Below are 26,395 nucleotides of genomic sequence, written 5' to 3'. Positions count from 1 at the left end.
TAAAGGGCATTTTTATTTCACGAGGTTTAACTTTTTATTGATGGCCTACAGAAAAAAAGGCGGGCCCCCTACTTGAAGGGGGCCCGCCATATTTCACTCTACATTGCTATGTTTGGAATAAGTGAGCTCGTGGCTTATGGACTGGGTTAATGAATAGTCCAAGCATACTGCATCACATAAAACATGTACGCATTGATCAAACAATGAGCTTAACGGCTGGACGCTTTTCGTTTCATGGTCCAAGCGATTTTTCGTTGCAGCTGGAATCAACAAGACCTCATGAGAGACATTCGCTAAATCGGATTGATCATTCGTCGTGATGGAAAACACCTTGCATCCCATTTCCCTGCCTTTTGCCGCAACCGAAATCACACTTTTTGTCGAGCCGCTCCCGCTAATGGCTATGATTAGATCGCCTTTCGCAATAGAAGGGGTAATCGTCTCGCCGACTGCATAAACGTTTAAGCCGAGATGCATCAATCGCATCGCAAAGGCTTTAGCCATGAAGCCCGACCTTCCTTCACCTACGATGAAAATCCTGTTGTCCGACTGTAACTGCTTTAGGAGCTCATCCGTTTCCGTTCCGTCCATTTTGTGAAATACACCGTTCATTTCTTCTAAAATAACCGCAATTTCCTTTTTCAAACTTTCTTCACACCTTTCTCCCCATTCATCGTTTCGTTAAATAGACGGGCAGCTTCTGCTGGATTTTTTGCTTTTGTAATCGCCGAGCCAATTATCAAGACATCCACACCCCGCCTGATCATTACAGGCAAGGATGAAAGTGTGATCCCTCCTGCAGCCGCGCTCATGGATCCAGCGTGATTTCTCATATGGATCATGGCATGATCAGCTATCTCCTGGCTATCCTTGCTTACATGCTCACAGAAAATCGCCTGATTGTAAATCCGTAACTGTTCAAGCCGGGAATCGGATACATTCAATAAATCAATCATGATCTTCCCATTGTATTCAAGTGCCTTTTCCAGGCATTTTTGGATGGTTACATCTGAAGCAGCCCCCATTACCGTAGCTACATCGGCCCCGCCTTGAAAGCAAAGATCCATTTCGTAAGCCGCATTGTCCATCGTCTTCATGTCTGCAACGATTTTTTTATCGGGAAAGTGTTTTCTCATTTCTTTGATGCTATTCGTTCCGAACTCTTTGATCAGGGAAGTCCCCACTTCGATCCAATCAATCGAAGATTCCACGGTTCGTGCCATTTCAATGGCTTCCCCCATATTCATGCGATCCAACGCCAGCTGAATTTTCAAGACGAAACCACCTCCATTTGCTTGACTGATGTAACCGCTGGCTTTTTAACCATCAATGTCAGTAACGCTGAAATCAATAAAGATCCCGCCATGAAAATATAGGATGCTCCAGGCCCGCCAGTCAATCCGTTTAAATATCCGACGAAATAGGCACCTACAAATGAGCCAAGCGCCCCCATGCTGTTAATCAGGGCCATTGCACCGCCAGCGACATTCCTTGGAAGTATTTCAGGAATGATGGCAAAGAACGGTCCATACGGGGCATACATCGCTCCGCCAGCAATGACCAACAGTGCATATGAAAGCCAGAAATTCGATGTGCCGATCATGAAGGATCCGAAGAATGCGATGGCCCCCACTAGCAGCGATGTCCAAACGAACGTTTTCCGATTCAATGTTTTATCCGAATAATAGGATAGTGCCAACATTGAAACGACCGCTAATAAGTAAGGTCCGGATGAAAGCCAGCCCGTTGCTACTATATCCATATTGGACGCCTGTTTAATAATGGACGGCAGCCACATGACGAACCCATAAACCCCAATGCTCCACATGAAGTATTGGATGCTGAGCACGATGACCTGCTTCGACTTAAAAGCTTCCTTATAATTTTTAACGGGTTTTAATGCGGCCTGTTCTTTCTGGAGGACCATTTCCATATCTTTCTTTTCTTGATCGGTAAGCCACTTGGCATCTTTTGGACGGTCATTGACGGCCTTATACCAGATGAACGCCCACAGGACAGCCGGAAGTCCTTCAATGATGAACAGCCATCTCCAGTCGAATGCCTTCAATAGGTAGCCGGAAAGGATCGACATCCACAATACAGTAACAGGATTCCCCAGGATCAAAAAGGTGTTGGCCCGGGAACGTTCTTCTTTTAAGAACCAGTGGCTAAGGAAAACGAGCATCGCAGGCATAACAGCGCTTTCAACGACACCCAGAAAGAAGCGAATCGGATAGAGCCATTCCACACTTGTCGCCATACCCGTCAATGTGGCCAGTCCTCCCCAGAGAATCAAGCTCCAGAAAATCAGAATTTTGGCACTTTTCTTTTCCGCGTAATGCGCGCCTGGAATTTGAAAGAAGAAATAACCCAGGAAAAACAGCGCGGCCAGAAAGGAAGATACCCCGGCTGTGATATTTAGGTCTTCCCCCATCCCTCCCGCTACACCAAACCCATAATTGGCACGGTCGAGATAGGCGAGGCTGTATGTGATGAACACTAAGGGGATCAATCTCATCCACCTTTTTCGCGAAGCTACCTGTAATTGAGACATGATTGAACCACTCCTTTTTTCATAAAGTGTTCTAGCTCTGCCATATCAGGAAGCCCTTCGTGATCTCCAGAAGACATCACAGCTTTGGCCCCTATCGCATTTCCCCGTACAACGGCTTCTTGATACGTTGCCCCTTCCAATAAAGCGCTTATTACCCCGACTGCAAACCCGTCTCCTGCCCCTACGGTATCTACGACCTTCGTTACAGCAAAACCCGGTACCTCTTTCCTTTCATTCTGGGTCGCAAAGTAGGCGCCTTCTTCCCCAAGTTTAATCACCACAAGCTTAACACCGAGTTCGAGATAGTAACTGGCGATATCCTCTTTTTTGCTGTATCCTGTAAGAATTTCACCCTCCTTCATTCCGGGAAGCAGCCAATCCGCCTCTTCCGCAAACCGATTGACGATGTTGATCATCTCCCTTTCATTCTTCCAGAGTGATGGACGAAGGTTTGGATCGAATGATACGGTTACACCCTTTTGTTTCAGATGATTCAAGACTTCCCACGACAACTCTCTGAAACTGCTGGAAATCGCAGGAGGTATCCCCGTTAAATGCAGATGCTGAGTTGAAGGGAGCTTCTCCAGGGGAAAATCCTCCAGGGAAATCTTACTGGCGCTTGAATTCTTCCTAAAGTATTCAACGACCGGATCCCCTTGTTCGACTTTCGATTTTAGCTGGAACCCAGTTGGATTGAACGCATCCACTAAAACATTGGAGACATCCACCCCTTCATTTGTTAGCGTTTTCAATATCATGCGCCCGAACGAATCGTCCCCCACCTTGCTCATCCATGCAGTTTTGATCCCTAACCTTGACAGACCAATCGCTACATTGGTTTCCGCCCCCGCCACATAACGTTTATAACTAAAGCAGTCTTCAAGTTTTCCTGGCTCATCAGCTATGAACATCGCCATTGCCTCTCCCATCGTCAATACCTTAAGCTCGCTCATGGCTAACCTCCCGTTCCGATTTCATATGTGAAATATAGTTCTCTACATTTTCCAGGGTTACCGGGAATTCAATCGCTCTCGGACAGGCATCACTGAACCTTTCCAATAACTCTATCACCCCAGGCTGCAGCGGCAATGATACCGGCTCGGTCACCCATTCCTCTTTCCCCCGCTTCACTTTTTTCAGATGAATATAGTCTACATATCTCGCTAAATCTTTTGCAGCATTCATTGGAACCTCGTCTGTATACAGCCAGTTCCCCGTATCAAACGTCAATCTAATCGGGATATCAAACTTTTCGGAGCGGTTCAGGAAATGGGCGATCCGGTTTACATTTCCGCCGTCTAGCGTTTGATCGTTCTCGATGGTGATTTTTAATCCGCCGTTTTGCAGATTTTCCGTCAAGACCTCTTTCACTTGAGCCATATCGGTTTCCGAGAAGTGGTAGTTTCCTAGAGGCATCTTTAACAATTCCGCTCCCAGTTCATCCGATTCCCTTGCCAGTCGCTTAAAACCTTGTTCATTGATTTGATGGTTAGGTCCGATCAGGAATTCCGGAGCGGAATAATAAATGTCCAAGTTAAGCTCCTTGCATAAGGCACCCAATTCTTCCAACCTATCATCCTGGCCCAATAGCTCTCTTCTGATTTCGATTCCATCAGCTCCAGCAGCCACCACTGCTTTTATGATTTCAAGATGTCCGAGCGTTTGAAGCAATTCCAGCGGTAATGAATTCATGCATACAAAGACTTTCATAATGATTCCTCCTCCTAACGAACGCTTTAACAAACTAAAATGGTATCGGTACCATTTTGGGTGAAGAATAAAAGTCTTCCATGCTTAGAAGACTTACTTCTGTATAAAAGGCGTCGTTTGTCTAACATTCAACTTCGCTTGATATGCCATTGTTTGGGCTGGAGACACCTGACCATCAATGCGGCGCAGGATCATTTCCATAGCAGCGACCCCGATTTGGTATGTGGGCTGTTCAATCGTTGTAATACCCGAATAAACAATGGTACTCCAATCCGGATTATCAAATCCCATTATTGCTAAATCTCTAGGTACCGCCAATTTCTTTTCTTGAAAAAGTAAAATTAATTTTAATAGCACGACGCTATTTGCCGTCAATATAACTCTTGATACGCCTTTTGAGTCATCTAAAAAATGCTGGAGCTTGGACCCGACATCATGTAAATCGTCGACATTTACCTCATAAACATCTTCTGAACTCGGATGACTGTGGCTCATCAGCGTTTGCTGAAACGATAGCCGCCGTTCATACCTGGTACTGACCTTGCTTGCAGGTTCGCTGAAAAACGCAATCCGTTCATAATTTTGGCCGACAAGATAATTGACCGCTTGAGAAGTAGCCTGTAAATTATCCAATCCTACCGTATCGATTTCAAGATCCGGCACTTTCCGATCCAAAAGGATGATCGGTGTCTTTTGGTCTTGCATCTGTTTTAACATGTCGTGATTTCCGCCAGTCGTATGAATGATAAGACCGTCAATGCGATGGGATAGAAGCATATCAAAATATCCTCTTTCCTTCTCCGGATTATTATCCGAATTGCAAATCATCAGATTATATCCATTCTGGCTGCATATATCTTCAGCCCCCCGAAGGATGGCCGTCGTATATGGATTGTTGATGTCCGCCACGATGATTCCAATCAAATAACTCTTATTGCTTTTAAGCCCTCTGGCCATCGTGTTTGGGCGGTAATCCATTTTGTTGATCGCAAACTCGATTTTCTTGCGGGTTTTGTCAGAGAGTTCATCATATCTCCCCCCTAAATACCGGGAAACGGAGGTTTTTGAAACACCTGCTTCTCTAGCGACATCGTAAATTGTAACTTTTGAATTTTCTCGTTTAACCATTTCATTCATCCATTCGCGAATTTTGGAACCGGTTCCATTTTTATAAATATTAACACATTCCCAATGAATGTCAATCCATTTTATTCATATTTTTCCCATATCAAATTTTAATAGCAGAGCCTGCTTTTGAAAAAGGAGCTTCTTCTTCCGGTCCGTTCATCCATCAATCAATCTCTCTTGCAGGTTCCTGAATCAATACCGTAAGTACTACAAAACACTCTTGATTGAAACATTGGAAACTACATTTACCGTGCAGCATCTGGAAAACAAAGTAGTATCACTGCACCAGGGTTGCCTTAGGAAATGGATCACTATTCAATCATTCTTACACTCCGAATGCGCCGTTCGATCATAATTCAGAAGATTTAACGATAGACTTTTATGCACATAAAGATATAAAGGCTGGCGTGGAAATCACGATCGAAATTGATGATAAATCCCCTTATGGTTTTATGTCATCGAGTGGGGGTTTTTGCCATTTCATTTAAAAAGAATCCATTTTGATCAATCTTTCTTCAAAATGGATTCTTTATTCGTTTTAACTTTACATTTTAGTCGGCGCTGAAATTCCCAATAAACTTAGCGCATCCTTTAATACTATCGCTACGGAGAAAGCGAATGAGAGCTTCATTTGTTTCCATTCATCTTCAACCAAGATTTTCGTATGTGCATAATACTTATTGAATGCGCGTGATAACTGCAAGCTGAATTTCGCGATTTGTGATGGGTCGGCTTGTTCAAATGATTTTTGGACAATGATTGGATATTGCTCCAGCAGCTGGAGTACTGACCAAGCATATTCTCCTAAAGCTTCAAAATGGATGGCCTGCTCTTTATATTCACCTTTTTCAAGCAATGATGAAATTCGCGCAAATGTGTACTGTACATAAGGACCCGTTTCTCCCTCAAAATTCATCATTTGCTCTAATGAAAAATCAATATCGTTCATGCGGTGATTTTTTAAATCATTAAAGATTACCGCACCGACACCAACCTGTTTCGCAACCAGTTCTTTCTGTTCAAGTGCCTGATTTTTTTCTTCGATATTGCGCTTTGCAGTTTCGATTGCCTCTGCCAATACATCCGCAAGCAGCACGACTTTCCCTTTACGTGTCGACATTTTCTTACCGTCTTTTAACATCATGCCAAAGGCTACGTGCTGTAAGTCATTTGACCAATCGTAACCCATTTTCCCAATGACGTTAAAGAGTTGTTTAAAGTGCAGGGATTGTTCGTTTCCTACAACGTAAAATGTTTTCTTTGCATCATACTGCTTTTTACGATACAGTGCTGCTGCTAAATCACGCGTCGCATAAAGTGTCGCACCGTCCGTTTTCTTAATCAAGCAAGGCGGCATATCTTCCAATTCCACGACATAAGCACCTTCGGAAAGGGTAAGTAAGCCTTTTTCATTCAATTCCTCGACAACAACATCCATTTTGTCATTGTAAAACGCTTCGCCAGCATAGGAATCAAAACGGATGCCCAATAAATCATAAATCGTATCGAATTCTTTTAGAGACGCATCCCTGAACCATTTCCATAGTGCCAGTGCCTCCTCGTCTCCATCTTCAAGCGACTTGAAGCTAGCGCGTGCTTGGTCATTCAACGATTCATCCGTTTCAGCCATAGCATGGAACTTCACATAGATTTTCAATAATTCTTGAATCGGGGATGCTTCGATTGCCTCTTTGTCTCCCCACAGCTTATACGCGACAATCAATTTGCCGAATTGCGTGCCCCAATCCCCTAAATGATTAATACGCACGGCATTATAGCCATTTTTTTCAGCAATGTTAGCCAGTGCATTCCCTATGACCGTTGAGCGTAAGTGCCCCATGGAAAAAGGCTTGGCAATATTCGGGGATGAATAATCAATCACGACATTTTCCTGTACAGGCTGCTTCGAACCATACTGCTCCTTCTCACTTAATATGGTTTGCAGCACATTTTCCGTCACCATCTTTTGATTGACGAAGATATTCAGATAGCCACCCACTACGTTCACTTCGTGGATCAAATGACCGGTTAATTGTTCAGCTATTTCAGACGCAATAACTTGAGGTGATTTTTTAAATTTTTTTGCAAGTGTAAAGCATGGAAAGGCGACATCACCTAACTCCATTAATTTAGGCTTTTCCATTAATTTTTCTATTTCGCTTGCTGGCAATTCATTGTTTAAAGCAGTTGAAATTAATGCTGCAATTGTTTTATTCATCGTCATTTTCCCTCCTAAAAAAACAAAAAAGCCCCCGTCTCTAAATAAGAGACGAGAGCATGGATTCCCGTGGTACCACTCTAGTTGCCACAAATCGTGACCACTTTCCATTGTTAACGAGGTGACTCCCCGATGTTCCCTACTAAACGTTTCAAGAAATTTCTCCAAAGTGCGCTTCATTCATCCGTCCTGCATTAGGCTCACACCATCCCTAACTCGCTTTCCATTTCAAAATGAACTACTCTCTTTATCACAGAATTTTCAATATATGATTTAATCCATCGTACACAATTTAAAAATACGTGTCAACACAGGATTTCAGATCCAACCGGTTATTAAGTCTCAATATGACTAACCAGCCGGTAACTTCATTTTATCCTTGATCGTTGAAAAATATTTCCTTACGGTACCAATTGGGTTTCTTTGCTGATTAGATGGTTCATTTGTGGTTTGACCATCGGCTAACAGGCCTAACACTCCCATTTCCCGGGTATTATTGTTGGAAGACTCATCTGTAAGTTCGGGGGAGTATATACGCTTGCCGTCCATTATGCTGCGAATCGAGCAGGCTAACTCTTCGCTCGGGCCATCCTTCAATAAATAACCACTTACATTAGCTTTTAACGCAAGTTGAAAATAACCAGTCCTTCGAAATGTCGTTAATATAATCACTTTACATTCAAATGACTTTAAAGCTTCTGCTGCCTCAAGTCCGCTCATTACAGGCATCTCCATATCCATGATACAAACATCAGGCTGTAATTGGTTCACAAGAGTGATCGCTTCTTCTCCATTACTGGCTTGCCCGACAATTTCTATATCTTCTTCAAGATTGAGTAGAGAACTTATTGCCTCTAACAGCATTTGCTGATTCTCTGCAATGACAATTCGAATCATTTTAAGTTCTCTCCTTTATCGAGTCGCTTATATGAAGCAAAGACTCCCCCTAATCCAAGGATTATTAAGGGAGTCTGGAATGATTCATGAACGTTACAGTTCAGATTTCACTTGAGCGGAAACGCTTTTTTTCGTTAAATATTTTATGTCTTTGAAGCCAACAAAATTCTTGTTTTTCTCATCCCATAAACGGAAACGGAGTGAGCTCAAGCTTGTCGCAAGAGTAATCGTTGGAACGTTCTCTAATGGCTGCGTATTATTGTGCGCCATTTCCAATTTATAGTTAGGTACCCTTGGACTTAAATGGTGAACATGATGGTAACCGATATTACCAGTAAGGAACTGCATCAGTTTTGGAAGCTTATAAAAAGAACTTCCTTCCACTGCTGCCAATACATATTCCCACTCCTCATTTTCTTCAAAATAAGAGTCCTCAAATGTATGCTGGACGTAAAACAGCCAAATGCCCACTGAACCAGAAATCATGAAAATGGAACCTTGTACTAAAAGAAACGACTGCCAACCTACTGCCAGGCAAAGTAATGCCACTAAAACAACGATTATTGCATTCGTCAAATAAGTATTCATTTTTTCCTTCTTTCTAGCACCTTTACGGTTAAATCTATTCTTAAGAAGGAAAACATAAATTGGACCTATTCCAAACATAACCAATGGATTGCGATAAAAACGATAGGCAAAACGAAGCTTAAGCGGTGCAGCCAAATATTCATCCACCGTAAGGGTCCAAATGTCTCCTGTACCCCGCTTATCTAAATTACCGCTTGTTGCGTGATGCACAGAATGCTCATGCCCCCATTGATCAAAAGGGAATAAAGTCAAAACACCCATGATTGTCCCGACTATTCTATTCGCACGGCGGCTTTTGAAAAATGAATGATGCGTACAATCATGAAAAATAATGAAAATTCTTGTCAGGAAGCCAGCAGCCAACACAGCTGGAATTAAAGTTAACCAATAAGAAACGGAAAGACTTATATATGCTAGGTACCATAAAATGATGAACGGTCCCAATGTATTGATGATCTGCCATATACTTTCCTTTGTCGTTGATTGTTCAAAAGGAGCAATTTGTTTTCTCAAGTTTTTAGTGTTTTGTATAGTCATTAATCAATTGCACTTCCTTTTATTTGTCGTTATTTCATATTATAAAGAAATCAACCTTAAATTATTAGTACCAGGTGTCATGACTAGAAGATGACAAATGTCATGTACAAGTTTTTCTTTAGCCTGCACATATATGAAAACCTTACCCAAAAACAAAAACGAGAAAAGGCCAACCAGTGACAGCTGGTTAACCTGTTCATAAATATAGGATTTCGATATCGTTCTCCAATAAGGCTTGGCAATATTTTTTGACAATACAACAGTAGTAAAATGATTTTAGAGAGATGTTTATTATCGACAAATGCTACTTATGATAGGCTTAGACTATAAGTATTTATCAGGTAAAAAACTGTAAAGGAGGATTGAAATGGATAAGGAAATCGAAAAAATAATTGTAAAATCATTTTTCACCAAAAGGCTCCAAGATAGAGTTCTGTTCGAATTGTCTTCAAACAAGAAACGCAAAGATGCCTTAAGTCGACTTTGTCATACTTACAGAACAACTCTTCGTGAAGAATATATCATTGAGATCCCAAAACCTAATTCAGATCCAGTAGATATAGCAAAGTTACTGAAACAGAATGGTGCTGAAGACTCTTGTTATGTAATATCCTGGGATGAAGATATTGATGGTAAGGAGCTCCCCTTATTAACCGCCTTAGAAAAATCCGTTGGGATGGGAATGCCGTCAATCATATCCTGTATCCCAAATAAACTCGCTTATTTTGAAGCTGAACAAGAAGTCCTTCCATCTCCAAGATTTTTACTTAAAAGAAAACAATAAATATTTGCATACACAAATAGTCCTATTTCTAGATGAAAAATCAACAATAACCTTTAGTCACTCCCCTTTTAAAAATAAATAAAGACCATAATCCGTCGAAATTGAAGCGTAACCCATTTGGCGTAACATGGCTGTGATATTGCCACGATGATATGTTCCATGATTCACGACATGTGGCACCAATTCGGCTACACTTGTTTTCATTAGGCCGCCAGATGGGTTCTCAATTACGCTAAATGTAGGTCCTAATAGACAAGTCTATATGGGATATAGAGTGAGATATGCTGTCGAAACAGGCGAAAACCACACAGTCAATATCTACAATGGGGATATCATTTCTAAGAAAAAAGATAAAGTCAATAAAATTAAGCACGGCGAATACACAAACTTGTCGACTATTAAACCATCAATCTAAAAAAAAAAAGATTAGCTCATGGCTAATCTTTTTTATTTAGGCTATGTTAAATTCTAATGTTGATATTTGACCATAAGAAAACCGCCTTGGTGAAAAGGCGGTTCATTGAGCTATCGTCCCCGTAGTTAAATAAATTAGTTGTGTCTGTTTTTATTGAGTGTCTTCGTCGCTTTTGTACTCCAAAAATTACCTGGCTGACAATCCAAAGTCTTACATATCCGTTAATCATTCATTTTTTGACTTTATATCTGGGGCATTTTTTAATGGCTTTTGAAGTGCGTCCACAATGGCTGCGATGATACTTGTTGCTAAAATACCCATTAGACATAATGATGTAGGACCCGCTGCATCATCACTACCTGTAACTTTAGCAAGCACCCTTAAGCTTACTATTCCTAACAAAATGAGGAAAATGACTGTAAAAGCACATTTCTTTATAATCTTCAAAGATTTAAGGGATAATTCAGAGAAAGCATTGTTCTTTTCGATGTAGGTTAATAGTTTATATGCTTGATACAACGCAACAGAAAACGCAATACAGAATCCGTATGCACATACTAAAAAGGGGATTAGGAAGTAAGCCGTATCTGGATGTACCCTTGCATCTCTAACGGCTATCTCAGGCAACCAGATACACAAAGCAAGCACTGCAATTCCAGCCAGAAAAATAATTACCTTTAAGAAAGTTGTTGAACCTCGTTTAACATTCATTTAAAACACCTCACTTATTTAATGACAACATGATTTTAGCATATCATTTATCGTTTTACAATAAATTTATATTGTTTTTATTTATATTGTTATTGAAATATCCTTCTAATTTTGACAAAAATAAAAAGCACTTCTCATTACAAAGAAATGCTCTTACTTTAAAATGTTAAATTTACAACTTGTTCAACAAAACTGCCCGTTAGCTTAACAAGAATAAGCAGAGAGCCGAAGTTTGGTATTCGTGTCGGTCACAGTAAATAGGCACGATTTGACCAACATAACAGCAGAATCGTAATCCTTTTTAGATTCCCCATTTCCTTCTATATAGGGCCTTTCCACAATGTACCTCTATTTTAAAGCTATTTACCATAGTAAACTAGTAAAGTTAAAATTGACGTAATTTAAGGGGAATAAAATAATAGTGAAAAAATTCTTTGGATGTCTTATTATGTTAAGCCTTCTTTGTATATGTCTCTGTCCTGCCAGTGGTGAAGCATCAAGTAAAACCCTTGACATAGGTTCCGTTAAGGAAGGCAATACGAAGGTTTTCAGTTCTCCTAAACTAGGTTCCACTATATTAAAGACCTTAAAAAAGGGCGAGGAATTTCCCGTCATTTCTTCTGTCGCCGGGGATTCTGCGAAGCCTATTATACATACAGTAAAGACTGGAAACACCTTATGGAAAGTAGCAAATCAATATGGAGTTTCAGTAAGTGCGTTACAGAAAGAAAACAAGTTAACCTCTTCCGAAATTACTGTTGGCCAAAAATTGAAGATTCCTCAAAAATATAAGATCCATACGGTTGGATCAGGCGATACATTGTGGAAGATTTCTTCTAAATATAAGGTAGCCACAAGTGATTTGACTAAATTGAATAACTTACGTACAACTTCCCTTAAAGTTGGCCAAAAATTGAAGATTCCGGAATATTACTACCAGGTTCAATTGCTTGGAGGTAAAAAGGGATGGATAAAGAAATCCCATCTTCAAAAAAAAGCGCAAAACCGCATCGTCATGGGCTGGAAACATAATGGATCGAAAGAAAACTACACCCAACAACTTAAACACCCCAATTTAAATGTAGTATCTCCCCGTTCCTATACGCTGACGAATACCGGAAATTTCGTTTCCGTTTCTGTAGATACAAAATACGTTCAATACGCTCATAAACAAGGAAAACAAGTTTGGCAACTTATCGGTAATAAATTCGATCCTGTTTTAACTGGTTCTATACTAGGCAATACAAAAAAACGTCAGAAACTAGTTTCAGCTTTACGTGATTCACTTGTTCAAACTAAAAGTGATGGATTAAATGTAGATTTTGAAAACATCGATCCAAAAAATAAGAAAGACTTTGTACTTTTCATAGGCGAACTAAAAAAGGCCCTAAAACCCCATGGCATCAAACTATCTGTGGATGTCACCCGAGAAAATGACGATCCTTTTTGGTCAAAAAGTCTAGATAGGAAAGCACTTGGCAAAATAGCGGACTACATAATCATAATGGGTTATGACGAGCATTGGGGAGGTAGCCCAGTAGCTGGGTCCGTTTCCTCGTTACCTTGGATCAAAGAAGGAACTAAGCTTTTAATGAAAGAAGTACCAGCTCATAAGATTATATTGGCTGTACCATTTTATACGAGAGAATGGGTAACCGATTTATCGACCAATAAAGTGAAAAGTCATGACCGTACCATGGCTGAGGTCAACAAAATCATTTCATCTCATGGACTTAAAAAGGTATGGGATAAAAAGACCTCACAAAATTATGTGGAGTATACCTCCAAAGGGAAAAAGCATCAAATATGGATAGAAGATAAAAAATCGATGGCCCTTCGTCTTGACCTGGTAAAACAAAATCATCTAGGCGGTGTAGCTGCTTGGTACATTGGAGCAGAAACTCCTGACATTTGGGATGTATATCATTTTAAGAAATAGGTTAATAGAAAAATCATAAAGGAAAAAGGCCTCACATTGTGTGCGGCCTTTTCTGCATGACATCATTTTCAGTCGGTCTTGTCGTCTTAAGTGAATAGACCACCCCAATGAATATTAATGAAATGCCCAAGATTTGAATCCTGTCAGGTTGAAATCCTGAAAGCAGAATATCCAAAAGGATGGCAACTGCCGGATCGACAAAAATCATGAAGGATACTACATTTGTGGGCAAATGACGGATACTATTAAAAAACAGAAGATACACGACGCCTGTATGGATGATGCCGGTAAGTATCGTATAAATCCATTCGGAAGATTGCAGGGTTGTATAGATTGAAAAATTAACAAAAGGAATCAGTAATAGAAATCCAATGAACATTTGCAGAAAAGTGGTCGCATATACACTCGTCTTTGAAATGCTCTTTCCTAAAAGCATGGTTGCCGCATAGAAAAATGCAGCTATGATTCCATACATGATACCTTCCCATTCAGGAGATGATGATCGAAATCCATCTGTTCCCATAATGAATAATGTGCCAATGAAACATAATGAAATGGCCAGGATGGAGAATAAAGTCATTTTCTCCCTAAAGATGAAGCTCCCTATGATGAGTACGATGATCGGGGCTAAATGATAGAGCGAAATGGCAATTGTCACGGATATCAGTTCAAATGATTTAAAGAGGAATATCCAGTTTAACAAGTTGGCCACGGCGCAGAATATGATTAGCATCACCTCTCTACCGTTCCATATTTCTTTCTTGAAATTCCCTGTAATCATCCAGGCTGCACATAAGAATATGGCAGCACAAATGCAGCGAACAAATACCAACTCCAGTGCTGGGAGTCCTGATAGTTCTGAAAAGAAACCGACAGAACCAAAGATTGTCATTGCTAAAGACAGTTGAATAAGTGCTATTTTATTCATTTAATTTCCCCTTATATAATCACCTATTATTTTACATTAATGTAACTAATACTATCACTTCTCGGGCATTCCGTCACGCGTGATGATATTGGCCCACATTTGCTCTGGAATCATCAATTTACACCTGCTATCGCGCGGCAAGGTTGTCATGATTTCTTCTTCCTTACCTTCCTTTATTTTGGCGGCCCAGTCCGGTTCCATCAGCAATTCCCTCCCCAGCGCGAAAAGCGGTATATTTTTCTCAAGCACAGCATTTGCTTCTTCTGGAGTATGAATCGATCCGAGTGATATGAAACTGGTTCTGCCAGCAATGATATCACGGATGATTTCCGTCCTTGTTAACCCCAACTTTGATCCACTTCTAGCGATGGACCAGACATTTTTAACGGAAAGATGTAAATAGGAAAGCTCTTGGCTAGCCAATTTATCCACCAATGCAGCTGTGTCATCCATTTTCATTCCGCCTTCTTCCGGTTCTTCAGGGGAGAAGCGATAGCCTATAATGAAATCTTTGTCTGCGTATAGATCGCGTATCCGTTTCACTTCCGCGATGACTGCAAGTGGAAATTGCATTCTATTTTCCAAATTCCCGCCCCACTGATCTCTCCGCCTGTTAGAGTGGGGTGAGAAAAACTGCTGAAGGAGATATCCATTCGCACCATGGATTTCCACACCGTCGAATCCTGAACGAATGGCATGGCGAGTGGCTCTTCCAAAGTCTTGAATAGTGGAGATGATCTCCGTGTGACTCATTGGCCTTGGAATGTATTCCCCGCCCATTTCTTTATAAACGCTTGCAATGATTCCACTCGGACTAACCATACGTTCTCCGCCTGTACAGCTTGGAAGGCTATCGCTTCCCCCATGATGAAGCTGGAGAATTGCTTTTGCACCTTTTGATTTGATTGTTTTTGAAAGCTGTGTGAGTCCAGCGATGCTTTGTTCATCATATACTTTCATTTGCCGGGGAAAGCTTGTAGCAACAGGGGATATGGCGGCCGCAGCAGTAATGAACATGGCAGGTCCATCTGCCCTTCTTTTATAGTAAGCTAGTTCCTGGTCAGAAACCAAGCCATCCTCTTGAGCAGAATAAGTGGTCATTGGCGCAACTACAATCCTGTTTTTAAGAACCGTTCCATTAGAAAGCGTGTACGGTGAAAAAATTTGGCTGTATTTCCGTTTCATCATTTTCCCATCACCCATTCGTATTTTATTTTTTCTAATTTTATTGTATTCTCGACCCTAACATAAGTAAAATGAATGTTTTTCATCACTTACATTAGAACTTCTCATGTATAATTCATTAGAAGAAAGGTGTGGGGCATTTGAATTTTTTTCAGTTGGAAGTCTTCTTACATGTTGTTGAACACGGAAGTTTCACGAAAGCGGGAGACCGGATCGGACTGACTCAATCAGGCGTGAGCCATAACATTACGGCGCTTGAAACGGAACTTGGTGTGACTTTATTAAAACGTGATCGAAAAGGAGTAACACTCACCACTGCTGGAGAACAGGTTATTCCACATATGCGGGCCATTGCTGCCAATCTTGCACATATCGAACAAAAGATTGCAGCTGTGAATGGAATGGAAATCGGGAAGATAACGATTGGCAGTTTTCCAAGCTTCACTGCCAGATTCATACCGATACTATTCTCTATCTTTAATGAAAAATACCCTACTATTGAATTGCTGATTCATGAAGGAGGATATGATGAAATCTTAAAATGGATAGAAGAAGGAACAGTGGACATCGGCTTTGCAGCAAAACCAGTTAAGAATGTGGAATTCATCCTTCTGCTAACAGATCCTTTATCAGCCGTCGTATACGAAGGCCATCCACTTTCGGAGAAAACCGTAATCAATCTTGAGGACTTCGCTGATGAACCATTCATCATGCTGCGATCCGGCTGTGAAACACTCATAGAGGATAGATTCCTTGATGCCAAAATAAAACCAAACATTTCATACGACATTAAAGACAATCAAACGGTGCTCTCAATGGTGGCAGGAAAATTAGGCATCTCAATTATGCCCGACTTGGCTATACCTGAAAAACCGGAACGTATAAAAAGCCTGCCCTTGACTCCGGAAATTTCCCGGGAGATCGGATTGGTCATGAAATCATCCAAAGACCTTTCACCAGCAGCAAAGGAATTTTCAAACGTCGTTCAAGATTATTTCCGAAAGTAGAAAAACATAATGAAGAAAAAAAGAATCCCCTTTTCATGAAAAAGGGGATTCTTTTCGTGCAGTGATCATCCAAAGAATAAGTCAAGCAGATTACTGCCTGCTGATGATTGCTTATTATAAAACTCCGAATAACCGCAATTCTTGCAATACACAACCGTAAATTGATTATTCTGGACATCGAACATTTTTGACAATCCTGTTCCAGTCATGGCTACGTCCTTCTTAGCAGCATCATTGCTTCCGCATTTCATGCATCCCTTTTCATTCATGATCCTTCATCTCCCAATTTATAAATAATAATGCTGATAAATACCGGAGCTTCCCAGCACCGTTCATAATTAAATATACGGATAAAGTGATAAATGGTTTCGGAACTCATGCAAAAATATGTAAATTCCATTGAGTACTGTTTTTATTGGCTCCCAGGTAGAATTTTAAACTTCCCCTTTTTGCCGCTTCTTTTTCCCCGTGAGTCTGAAACACCGCTTTTTTCTTTGATATTTCCGTACCCAATCCATTTAACTGCGTTCTACTAATAAGCTCGTATTTCTTCGTACAGCTCATGGCTACCCTCACCATTTAAATAAATTTCTAGCTTCTACGGCTTGTATCTTTAATTCAACTGAATAGGTTTGAAACTTAACCTCTTTTTAGCATAAAAAAATCCCCTTCATGTATAAGTGTAACATCCATGTTTGTTCATGGTCTTTTTACACTGTCTACCTTAAGGGGGATAATATCAAGCCCAAGTACAACCGGCTTTTAATCGTAATTCTAATAATATTAAATGCTTATTAGCTTTATCCATATTATTGTATCAGTAATAATCATAAAGTCACTATCTAACCAGAAGATGGTTTCTCATCGCCTAGAATATAAGTTAGTCTCCAGCAATATGAATTTCATTGATATTTATATCACTTAGAAGGTCTACAAGTTTATCTATACTGCTTTGATATTCAATTGGTATAAACATTCTTATATTTCTAAAGTCATTTAGTAGATGATTAATTTCTTCCCTATTAAACATAATATCAGTTAAATAATAATCGCTTATTTTTCTAAGATAAGAATAACTTCTCCAATTTTCATTTTTGATAAACAAAGCTTCATAAAAAAAATAATCTATCTCTTTTAACCCTAGTTTTTCATTACTCTTTCCATACATTACTATATCAAGACCCATTTTAAACCTCCAAATACTGTTTATCACATAAATCCTTTTTGAGGGAATGCAGTAACAATATTACCTGATTTGTCAACAACTACCCTCACATAATAAACTTTCTTACCATTTTTGTCGACTCCTGGAGACTTTTTAAACTTTTTCTCATATGCAATATTTCCGTTACTTTGTACATGAGTCCTATCTGGATTTTTAAAAGTATCTCTTGAGAAAGTTTTCCATTGTCCTCCCGTCACAGTCCACTTACTTTTATCATCCCACTTTTTATTTTTATACCCTATATGCCTTTCTTTAACATGGCTGCTTCCTTTATCGGTGATAGTCATTTTTTTAGGAAGTTTTGGCTTCTTCTTAAAAAAGCTTTTCCAAACCCATTGTGAGCCCTTCCATACATATTTTAGAGCCTGTCCTCTATGCCCCTTATCATCGATGTACATCACAGGATTATTATTAGCATACGTATATCCATTTTGAGATAGTGGATCTTCAATATCTCCTTTGTCTGGGTCAAGTGCTAAAAAATTCCCATTCGCTGGACTATAATACCGCGCTTTAAGGTAGTAGTTTTTTGTCTCTTTATCATAATAATATCCTGAATACCTTATAGGGTTGTTTTTCGCTACTTCCCCCTCTTCATGCAATATATTACCAAATGCATCATAAGAATAAGAACCAATAATTTTCCCATCATTGTCACTAATTGATATAACATCGCCCCTGTGATTAGTCCAATAATGATAGATTTGTTTCTTCCAGAGATCACTATTATCTTTTTCATATATTACCATTCCAAGCGGAGTGTTTTCTTCCCATAGGTAATTTCGATATTCTTCAATTGAATTAGCATTCCGTATAATCTCTAGAGTTAATTGATCTCCATCATAATAATACTCGTAGGTTTTAGTGCCCACGATTTTCTTTGTTCGAAGTTCTCCCTCTTCATCATATTCATATCTAGCTACTTCATTGTCTTTAATATCAGTTACTCTTATTTGAGAACCCATTGCATTATATTCATATTTATAATTTTCATCTTGAATTAGATTTCCATCTGCATCATATTTATAATTTGTTCCATTTTTGGATTCTACTTGATTAGAATTGTTGTAACTAAATAAATCAGTTTTCTCACCGTATTTTCTTTCTATTCGGTTTCCAACATCGTTGTAACTATATTTAATATTTTTTCCATCTGGTAAAGATTCTTGAGTTAGTTGATTATTCTTATCATAGATAAAACTCAAGTTTCCATATGGATTTTCTTCCTTTTGAACATTTCCTGAAGCATCATAAGAATAATCAAAAAATAATATTGTATTATTTCCTTGAATATATTCAATACGTTTAATAAGGTTATTTTGATTTTGAGTATTGATTTTTTGATACAAGTTTTCATTTACAGTAATTTTCTTTTGATTTTTCACTAAATCATAATCATAATTAAAAATCATAATTTTTTGTTCATCTAATCCGACTGACAGAACATCCCTTTTTCCGTCATCTTTATAGATAAGTGTTTGCTCTATCTTCCATTGATCATCTTTATCATTGTAGCTTACTGATGATTTTTGTGGCTGTTCGTTCTGATCATAATTATATACTATTTTATATTTTCCCTGTGAAAAAGACTCCAGTTGAGCAAGGTCATTATAGGAGAATTCTTTTTTTAGAAGATTTTGCCCAGAGACTATGTCATTATATATTATACTTTCTAATTCACCACTATCATTGTATGTTTGGGCCCTCTCTAATACTTTTCCTTTAGAGGCAGTTGAAACTTCTACATTCTCTAATTGTCCCATATCATTATATGAATAGTTTATTTTATTGCCAGAAGGCTTTGATTCCTGTTCCAAATATCCATTTGAATTATGTTTAAATGCAGTTGTCATACCTGGCAAATTTTCTTTTATTAATTGATCATTATCATTATAATCGAATGTTTTACTTCGTCCCATGGCATCTGTAATGTGTTTCAAATTACCATTTTTGTCGTATTTATACCGGGTGGTTTTTCCGTTTCCATCTTTTATTGAAGTTATCACATTAGGGTATAATGGATCATATTCATACGAAATACTTCTTTCTCCACCAACTTCCTTACTCATGATATTTCCATATTGATCATAGGTTGACTTAGTGGACTGACCATTACCTTCTTTTACATTAATGGCGTTAACTGTATCATCGTAGGTTGTTTCCAAAGTAGTTTGATTCGGAAATATCACTTTAGTTTCACGACCAAATGAATCATGTTTGTAGGTGACCGTTTCATCGTCATTCTGAATACTAGATAAATTTTCACCATCGTAAATATATATTGTTTTGACACCGTCTGGATTAGTACTGTTTTTCAAACGATTTTTGTCATCATATTCATACATCGTCTTCCCGCTAGGATCTATCTCTGTTTTAACATTCCCGTTTGAATCATAGGTATATGAATTTTTAATGTCATTTTCATCATTAGACTGTAAAACATTAAATTGTTCGTCAAATACAAAACTCGATGTTGTACCATTACTATTCAGTATTTCTTTCACGGTAAAATTGTTATTTCCAGTATCTCGTTTATAAACCGTCTCATTGTCGTCTGTATCTGTTACCGTAAATTCATTTTTTGCCTGATCATAACGATACGTAGTAGAGACAGAAATGGACGCATCTTTTTCCTGTTTGTCAAATATTTTCAATTCATTTTCATCATATAGATACTTGGTTTCATTCCCCTTGCCATCTACATAAGATGCTAGTTGGCCAGTTGTATTATAGGTAAGCTTTTCTGTGATGCTATCCGTTGTGCGCGTATCCTTCGTTACAATGGATGCCAACTGCTTATTCTGATATCCAATTTCCTTCCTATTACTTCCGTATCCTACTTTATTGATTAATCCGTCCGTGTTATAGGCTAATTGAATACTAGTCCGAATTTTTTCGCCTTGTTGATTTACTTCAGAGATTTCGGATAACTTATCTTGATTGTAAAAAAAGCGGATTGTATTTTGATTGATATCCTTGTAGGCATATAAGCGATACTCTTTAGTTTTACTTGAATTCCCCTCGAAGATTTTGGAAAATCCATCTTTTTCTTTCAGGCTAAATCCTTGTGCATCATTAACCGTTTCCTTTGTTAAGGTTAAATATTTCCCTTTTGGAGAGATATATTTTTTATTGCTAGAATCATAGCTAAATTCATGTTTGGTTCCATCTTCATCATAATAAATGACTTTTGCTGGTTCTGTGCTCGTAGCATCTACTTCTACAAGATTTTCATTTCCTGCAAATGTCCAACCTTGCCCAAGCGCAGAAGTACGAGTGGACCGTGAATTATAGTAACGGGTAAAATCAAATCCTAAGAGACCTCGAGTGAATAGGGATTGATCCGTGAACTCCATGACCATATTTCCCGTGGTTACATTGACGGAAGCAGTTGCATTTCCAAATGAATGGTCTTCATAAGTGAAATAATCTTCTAAACCATTTATATCCTCTCTAGGATCAACTGATACCGTTCCTTTATTCGAAGCAGGACTTAAACCACGATTTCCTGTAATTTTACCCTGTTCTGTTTCTGGAGCATTGTCGTCGTCCACATAATAGGCTTTAACCGTTGCGGAATAATTTGATGAAACACCATAAATGGGTTCTGTTGCGAAAGATGTTTTGCCTTTTACTTGATATGTTTTAGTTGTTTTATCATCGGAAATCTGTACCTCGTAATATTTTGCTGAAGTTGTCGCATCCCACTTCACTGTCAAACTACTTTTGTTATTGACCATATCCTCTAAATTACTAGTTAGCTTTGCATTTTTAGGTGCATATAATGGTATGTATCCATAGTTAACATCTGATGAAGCTGAATCTCCTGCTGCAGAAATTGCTTTGACTCGAATACTATAACGATTTGAACCATTTCCATAAGTAATGCTAGGGTCAATTGGTAATTCTGTTCCTTTACCTATACTTGTCGATTTGTCTAATTCTACTGGATAAAGTTCTTTAATCCCATTTTTCAAATCCGCATCCGTAGGCCAGATCTTTTTCCCCTTTGTACTGACACTGGTTACTTTACCTACCGAAAATTCTTTATATTTTGTACCATTCCAAATAAGAACTTTATAACCCGTTGCATTAGTCACTGGTTTCCAGGAAATATCAAGCCAACCACGCCCTTTATTTACTGTATCTGTTTCCGGGTACGCATATGGTTTTACTGTTGGAATATCCGGAATTCCCACTTGCACAACTGGTATGGATTTGTAAATCGCTGTTGAAGCCGGGCTATCTCCATTTGCAAATTTTGCTACTACACGAAATCCGTAATCTTTTTTCGTAGTTGTCGTTCCACTTTTCGCACTATAAAAAGCACTCGGATCTACCGGTAATTCAACACCCGTGCTATCCGTTTTATACGTGGAACTTGTTGAATAAGGAGCTTTAGGGAAAATCTTTTTGCCCTTTGATGACCAACTTGTAGATGTACCAGAATAAATAGTCTGATAACCCTTACCATCATACATTTGTAAATCATAAGACTTTGCCCCATGAACGGAACCCCACTTAACATCAATATATCCATCAGCCTTCCCCTCACCATAGGAGAAAGAACTGACTGTAGGATTCTTCATCTTTTCATAGTGGTAACTAATAACCAATTTAGCTTTTTTCGCACTTTCTGCAGCCGTGATTTTTTTCCAATGTGTTTTGCCATTTCCGTTCGTATGGAATTTAAATCCATAGTTTTCTCTGGTACCGTCCACCCAAGCCTGGATGGTATTCTTAACATCAAAATAAGCCCACTGATCTCTAGCAACAGATGTACTCGTTATTTTGGTGGATGATGGCTTATTGTTCCAAGTTAATTCATCTACATACCATTGTGCTTTTACCTCATCTACCCATATATCCGTTTTTGTATCGACATAATAAGAATGGGTAACATAGGCGGCTAATTCAGCAGAATCAATGGTTGCACCCTTTAAATCTCCAATTACACTAAATTTAACAAACGGGTAATTGGTTCCTTTAGTGCTATCATAATATCCTGTTTTTAATACATATTCTCCTTGTGATGGATCCCATTCTTTATTGTAATTGTTATTTGGATAGGCGCTCATCACAAATGTATCTCCCAATGCATCAATCGATACTGAAGGGTCAATATAAATAGGGAAGACTCGCTTAGACGAAGATAGCCATTCTTTACTAGCATTTAATACTAACTCATAACTATCGTCTGATTTTTTATTTAACTCATAATGGATATCTGTTGATCGAACACCGTCGCCTAACGTGTCGTTATAGTTTGAATCCACCATTACAGGCTTTGGTAAGGTGAAAATTGATTTCTCTTTAGATTCGTTTTCATAGAATCCTATAGATCCGTCTTTTTCAACTTGACCGTATAAATCCGTTTGAATGGTATAGTGAAATTCATTGATTCCATGATATTCATTCATAATCCAATCTTCTTTTACCTCATTATTTAAGGCAACATGCCGAAGATCAATATTCGGGTATATAGATTTATGAGTTATTGAATTTTCTTCTTTTACTGACCCCGATGTATAAGTTGGTTCAGTCTGCTTCTCTCCATCAGAGGCATAAGTTAACTCAAATGATAACTTGTGTTCACCAGATTGATAAATTAAAGGCTTATCTTCCCCTAATTTTTCTGGAAACATAAATTCTAAGTTTGTTGTTTCTGTCTCTATGTAGCCCTTATTATCTTTTTCCACTAACTCTTCGGAAATGGTCTTGTACTTTCCGTCTACTTTGTTATGTATTTCTTCTGGATAAATCTCTTTAACAAAGTTTCCTTCTCCATCAGTGAATGTTTTTGAACTTTCCGTTCTTTCTTTCACCACTTCATCCAAATTGTCAGTGTTGATTGTTTCCTTTTCATTTTCTTTCGTCTGACTCGTATTTTCACTTGAAGCACCTGTATAGGTTGGCAACAAGCTACATAACAAAGCCAAAATCAAAATCGATGCAATGTACTTTCTGAATTTCAACAAAATATTTCCTCAAATTCCAATTAACTCTAACAGATTATACATCAGTAAATATATCTAGTAAATTAGTAAAAATATCAGAATATTAACAAAATACAACAAAACATAGATACTTATTAACCATTACAAAAGAACCCTTCATATATAATGAATTTTATATAATCATAAGTGATTAGGTTAAAATACCTGTTATCGGTAAAATAACTCAATTTATATACTTATCTGGTATCAAGATTCATTGGAAATAAAATTTTAAGTAACGATAAATTTCGAAGAACTTTTTCCAGTTTGCACTCAATATAGAGTTTCGCTTTAGTAGTTTTAGTGTGGAATTTGAGGGGATGACGCTGCGGATTAATCCAATTCGTTGAAGATTAAGAAATATATCTACTAAATAACTAACACGGTCGATCTTCTATTTGAGCATCGAATGAATTATCGGCACGTAGGTCGAATTGTTTCCGCGTGGGTCGAATTATCAGCGTGTAGGTCGAATTATCAATTCGTTTGCCGTATTTTTGTGCGTGTTAACCAAAGAAAAAACCGAAATCAGCCACTGATTTCGGTTTTTCGCTCTATTTAATTAGTGATATCTTTTTTCTGGAAGAAGAAGAAAGTTAGCGCTAAAAAGATAAGATAATAGATGCCCAGTACACCCATTGAAAATCCAAGGGTAGCTCCATCAAACATTTCTATGGTTCCGGAAATATAGCCCCTTAAATCAAGATGGGGGAATAAGACGAATTTTAACCACTCGTATTTACCGATGAATGATTGAATGACCATGTTTAATGTCGAAGAAGCAAATAGGATGAAAATGGATATACCTACTGCAAGTGCTTGGTTTTTAAATAATGTGCTTAACATGAAAGCGATGGTCGTGATGACTAAGAATCCTGGTATCCAGTAAACGATCATGTCTACGAAATATTCGCCGACTACCACCGGACTGAATTCACCGAAAGCTGCGGGATCCATGATTTTGTCTGAATACGAGCCATTGCCAAAGAATATGATTCCGATTAGATAACTAAATATAAGTAGGCTCGCCAGTAATAACGCAGCAAATAACAGGGAAGTAATGTATTTGGAAAGAAGAATCTTCCACCGTTTATAAGGCCTGATCAACAGTTGTTTTATGGTACCATCCGAAAATTCCGAGGAAACGAGCGAGCTGCAAACAATGACGACGAATAAAGTGACAAATGATGTTAATGATGTCGTCCATTCTGCCATATAGGTCCAATTCGTGTTTAAGTCAGGGTTTATATTATCAGCTAAAAGTTGCTTATTGAGATCAATGTCTTCCATGATCATCGCTTTTTCCTCGTCACTGATATCCTTAGCTTCCAAAGCCTTTTGCTGTTCTTGGATACCTGCCTTTAACTCTTGCTTCCAATCTTTACCTGATTCTTCGGGACTTAGTTTATAATCGATGACTGCAGCCCCTAATGCTGCCAATAAAAGAAAAGCGATGAATATATAAGTTGAAACTTTTGAAAAGATTTTCATCCATTCATTTTTTACTAAGGACATCATACAGACTCCCTCATTTCCTGCTCAGTGATTTCAAAGAATTTATCTTCCAGTGATTTTCTAGTAATGCCAATTTCATAGACATCCAGCTGATTTCCATTAAAACTCCTATTTATATCGGCCGTTTGTTCACGAGTGGCTGATACGGAGATTGTCTTCGCATCATATTTTAAAATCGTAATATCGACAAACTGTTCTTGAAGGATTTTTTTAGCTAGCTTCCCATCACTCACAGTAAATGAAACTTCATTGATCGTTTCGGTTTTTTCATCTAATATATGTTCTTTCGTATGTATCAGTTTTCCTTTTTCGATAACGGCAAAACTATCACACATCAATTGCATTTCCGATAGTAAATGGGATGAAATCAATATCCCGACGCCTTCACTTGCCAGTACTTTCAAATAATCGCGAAACTCGCGAATCCCTTGTGGATCCAAGCCATTCGTCGGTTCATCAAAAATCAATAACGACGGTTTATGTAAAATGGCCTGTGCCACGCCAAGGCGCTGACGCATCCCTAATGAATATGTTTTAACCTTCTTATCGATGGCATGATCCAGTTTTACAAGCTTTATGACCTCTTCTATTCTCTCATTGGATATCTCATTGGATGACATTCGGGCATAATGCAGGATATTCTTTCTGCCTGTCATGTACTTATAAAACTCCGGGTTTTCAACAATGGCCCCCAATTGATTCATCGCACCTTCGAAATCTCTATCGAGGTCACTGCCATTGATCATGACAGTGCCGCCCGTACGATTGATAAGACCTGTGATCATACGGATGATAGTGGTCTTACCAGCCCCGTTCGGACCAAGCAAACCAAATATTTCATTACTTTTTATTTCAAAGCTAACATTGTCTACAATGGTTGCTTTTCCAATTTTTTTAGTTAAGGATTGAACCTTAAGAACCGATTCAGACATATAATACCTTCCTTTTTTTATATTTTCCAAAGTAACACAAATCCAACATTACCATATTATGCATATTATTACTATACTGATATTTTTCCATCTGGATATGGAGCAGCCCATTAGGACTTTGATATC

The 26,395-nt window shown here is 38.5% G+C and carries 21 protein-coding genes, 2 pseudogenes and 1 other annotated feature; of the genes and pseudogenes, 4 read left to right on the top strand and 19 right to left on the bottom strand.

Translation table 11 applies throughout. The annotated features are described in order from the left end of the window. Positions 1–93: 93 nt before the first annotated feature. From hxlB to QUF86_RS10460, 6 genes are all read right to left on the bottom strand, one after another. Complete coding sequence (gene hxlB / locus QUF86_RS10485) at positions 94–645, bottom strand: 6-phospho-3-hexuloisomerase (RefSeq protein ID WP_289314911.1); 552 nt, start codon at positions 643–645, stop codon at positions 94–96. Then, a complete protein-coding gene (gene hxlA / locus QUF86_RS10480; RefSeq protein WP_289334267.1) occupies positions 642–1,274 on the bottom strand; it encodes a 3-hexulose-6-phosphate synthase in 633 nt (210 codons plus the stop codon). The genes hxlB and hxlA overlap by 4 nt, the downstream gene beginning before the upstream one ends. Next, positions 1,271–2,554, bottom strand: coding sequence for an MFS transporter (locus tag QUF86_RS10475; RefSeq protein WP_289314909.1), 1,284 nt, complete (start codon positions 2,552–2,554; stop codon positions 1,271–1,273). Before QUF86_RS10475 ends, hxlA begins: the two co-directional genes overlap by 4 nt. Beyond that, positions 2,536–3,507, bottom strand: coding sequence for a sugar kinase (locus QUF86_RS10470; protein ID WP_289334266.1), 972 nt, complete (start codon positions 3,505–3,507; stop codon positions 2,536–2,538). The genes QUF86_RS10475 and QUF86_RS10470 overlap by 19 nt, the downstream gene beginning before the upstream one ends. Beyond that, a complete protein-coding gene (locus QUF86_RS10465) occupies positions 3,494–4,264 on the bottom strand; it encodes a sugar phosphate isomerase/epimerase family protein (RefSeq protein ID WP_289334265.1) in 771 nt (256 codons plus the stop codon). Before QUF86_RS10465 ends, QUF86_RS10470 begins: the two co-directional genes overlap by 14 nt. Positions 4,265–4,357: 93 nt before the next feature. Further along, positions 4,358–5,392, bottom strand: coding sequence for a LacI family DNA-binding transcriptional regulator (locus QUF86_RS10460; RefSeq protein ID WP_289334264.1), 1,035 nt, complete (start codon positions 5,390–5,392; stop codon positions 4,358–4,360). 356 nt (positions 5,393–5,748) lie between these two features. On the opposite strand from QUF86_RS10460, the pseudogene QUF86_RS10455 reads away from it, so the two are divergent. Continuing rightward, positions 5,749–5,880, top strand: a pseudogene (locus tag QUF86_RS10455) (hypothetical protein); the annotation flags it as partial. A gap of 56 nt (positions 5,881–5,936) precedes the next feature. Here QUF86_RS10455 and argS read toward each other — a convergent pair. The 3 genes from argS to desA all read right to left on the bottom strand — a co-directional run bounded on the left by argS (position 5,937) and on the right by desA (position 9,632). Next, positions 5,937–7,616 carry an arginine--tRNA ligase gene (argS, locus tag QUF86_RS10450; RefSeq protein ID WP_483313911.1) on the bottom strand — a complete coding sequence of 560 codons (1,680 nt, stop codon included), beginning with the start codon at positions 7,614–7,616 and terminating at the stop codon, positions 5,937–5,939. Between the two features lie 38 nt (positions 7,617–7,654). Further along, positions 7,655–7,873 (bottom strand) — a binding site (T-box leader). 88 nt (positions 7,874–7,961) lie between these two features. Beyond that, positions 7,962–8,507, bottom strand: coding sequence for a response regulator (locus QUF86_RS10445; RefSeq protein WP_289314904.1), 546 nt, complete (start codon positions 8,505–8,507; stop codon positions 7,962–7,964). Positions 8,508–8,600: 93 nt separating this feature from the next. After that, positions 8,601–9,632, bottom strand: coding sequence for a Delta(5) desaturase DesA (gene desA / locus QUF86_RS10440; RefSeq protein ID WP_289334262.1), 1,032 nt, complete (start codon positions 9,630–9,632; stop codon positions 8,601–8,603). 367 nt (positions 9,633–9,999) lie between these two features. Between desA and QUF86_RS10435 the strand changes: the two genes are divergently transcribed. Continuing rightward, positions 10,000–10,416 carry a hypothetical protein gene (locus QUF86_RS10435; RefSeq protein ID WP_289334261.1) on the top strand — a complete coding sequence of 139 codons (417 nt, stop codon included), beginning with the start codon at positions 10,000–10,002 and terminating at the stop codon, positions 10,414–10,416. 57 nt (positions 10,417–10,473) lie between these two features. Here QUF86_RS10435 and QUF86_RS10430 read toward each other — a convergent pair. Then, positions 10,474–10,644, bottom strand: a pseudogene (locus tag QUF86_RS10430) (DinB family protein); the annotation flags it as partial. 412 nt (positions 10,645–11,056) lie between these two features. Further along, entirely contained in the window at positions 11,057–11,542 is a 486-nt protein-coding gene (locus QUF86_RS10425; protein ID WP_098372987.1) for a DUF2975 domain-containing protein, read from the bottom strand. 448 nt (positions 11,543–11,990) lie between these two features. On the opposite strand from QUF86_RS10425, the gene QUF86_RS10420 reads away from it, so the two are divergent. After that, positions 11,991–13,481, top strand: a complete 1,491-nt coding sequence (locus tag QUF86_RS10420; RefSeq protein ID WP_289334260.1) for a LysM peptidoglycan-binding domain-containing protein — start codon at positions 11,991–11,993, stop codon at positions 13,479–13,481. 31 nt (positions 13,482–13,512) lie between these two features. On the opposite strand, the gene QUF86_RS10415 is transcribed toward QUF86_RS10420, so the two are convergent. Further along, positions 13,513–14,409: a DMT family transporter gene (locus QUF86_RS10415; RefSeq protein ID WP_289334259.1), complete on the bottom strand. Its 897-nt coding sequence runs from the start codon at positions 14,407–14,409 to the stop codon at positions 13,513–13,515. A 54-nt stretch (positions 14,410–14,463) separates the two neighbouring features. After that, complete coding sequence (locus tag QUF86_RS10410) at positions 14,464–15,597, bottom strand: NADH-dependent flavin oxidoreductase (protein WP_289334258.1); 1,134 nt, start codon at positions 15,595–15,597, stop codon at positions 14,464–14,466. Between the two features lie 137 nt (positions 15,598–15,734). Between QUF86_RS10410 and QUF86_RS10405 the strand changes: the two genes are divergently transcribed. Beyond that, positions 15,735–16,601 (top strand): LysR family transcriptional regulator, encoded by an 867-nt coding sequence (locus QUF86_RS10405; protein ID WP_289334257.1) that lies wholly within the window; start codon positions 15,735–15,737, stop codon positions 16,599–16,601. Between the two features lie 65 nt (positions 16,602–16,666). On the opposite strand, the gene QUF86_RS10400 is transcribed toward QUF86_RS10405, so the two are convergent. The 6 genes from QUF86_RS10400 to QUF86_RS10375 form a co-directional block, all read right to left on the bottom strand. Continuing rightward, the gene (locus QUF86_RS10400) at positions 16,667–16,870 is read right to left on the bottom strand and encodes a zinc ribbon domain-containing protein (protein ID WP_098373407.1); all 204 of its coding nucleotides are present in this window, start codon (positions 16,868–16,870) and stop codon (positions 16,667–16,669) included. Between the two features lie 106 nt (positions 16,871–16,976). After that, on the bottom strand, positions 16,977–17,165 hold the full coding sequence (locus tag QUF86_RS10395) for a hypothetical protein (protein WP_289334256.1): 189 nt from the start codon (positions 17,163–17,165) through the stop codon (positions 16,977–16,979). 316 nt (positions 17,166–17,481) lie between these two features. Continuing rightward, positions 17,482–17,787 (bottom strand): hypothetical protein, encoded by a 306-nt coding sequence (locus QUF86_RS10390; protein WP_289334255.1) that lies wholly within the window; start codon positions 17,785–17,787, stop codon positions 17,482–17,484. 23 nt (positions 17,788–17,810) lie between these two features. Next, positions 17,811–23,801 carry a DNRLRE domain-containing protein gene (locus QUF86_RS10385; RefSeq protein ID WP_289334254.1) on the bottom strand — a complete coding sequence of 1,997 codons (5,991 nt, stop codon included), beginning with the start codon at positions 23,799–23,801 and terminating at the stop codon, positions 17,811–17,813. Positions 23,802–24,380: 579 nt separating this feature from the next. Beyond that, a complete protein-coding gene (locus QUF86_RS10380) occupies positions 24,381–25,337 on the bottom strand; it encodes an ABC transporter permease (RefSeq protein WP_289334253.1) in 957 nt (318 codons plus the stop codon). After that, positions 25,337–26,269, bottom strand: coding sequence for an ABC transporter ATP-binding protein (locus QUF86_RS10375; RefSeq protein ID WP_289314894.1), 933 nt, complete (start codon positions 26,267–26,269; stop codon positions 25,337–25,339). Before QUF86_RS10375 ends, QUF86_RS10380 begins: the two co-directional genes overlap by 1 nt. Between the last annotated feature and the right edge of the window lie 126 nt (positions 26,270–26,395).

Origin of the sequence: Peribacillus sp. NJ11 (assembly GCF_030348405.1) — a bacterium.
In the GTDB taxonomy this organism is placed as follows: Bacteria; Bacillota; Bacilli; order Bacillales; family DSM-1321; genus Peribacillus.
The sequence above is the reverse complement of the archived record's forward strand: the minus strand, read 5'-3'. Positions and strand labels throughout refer to the sequence as shown.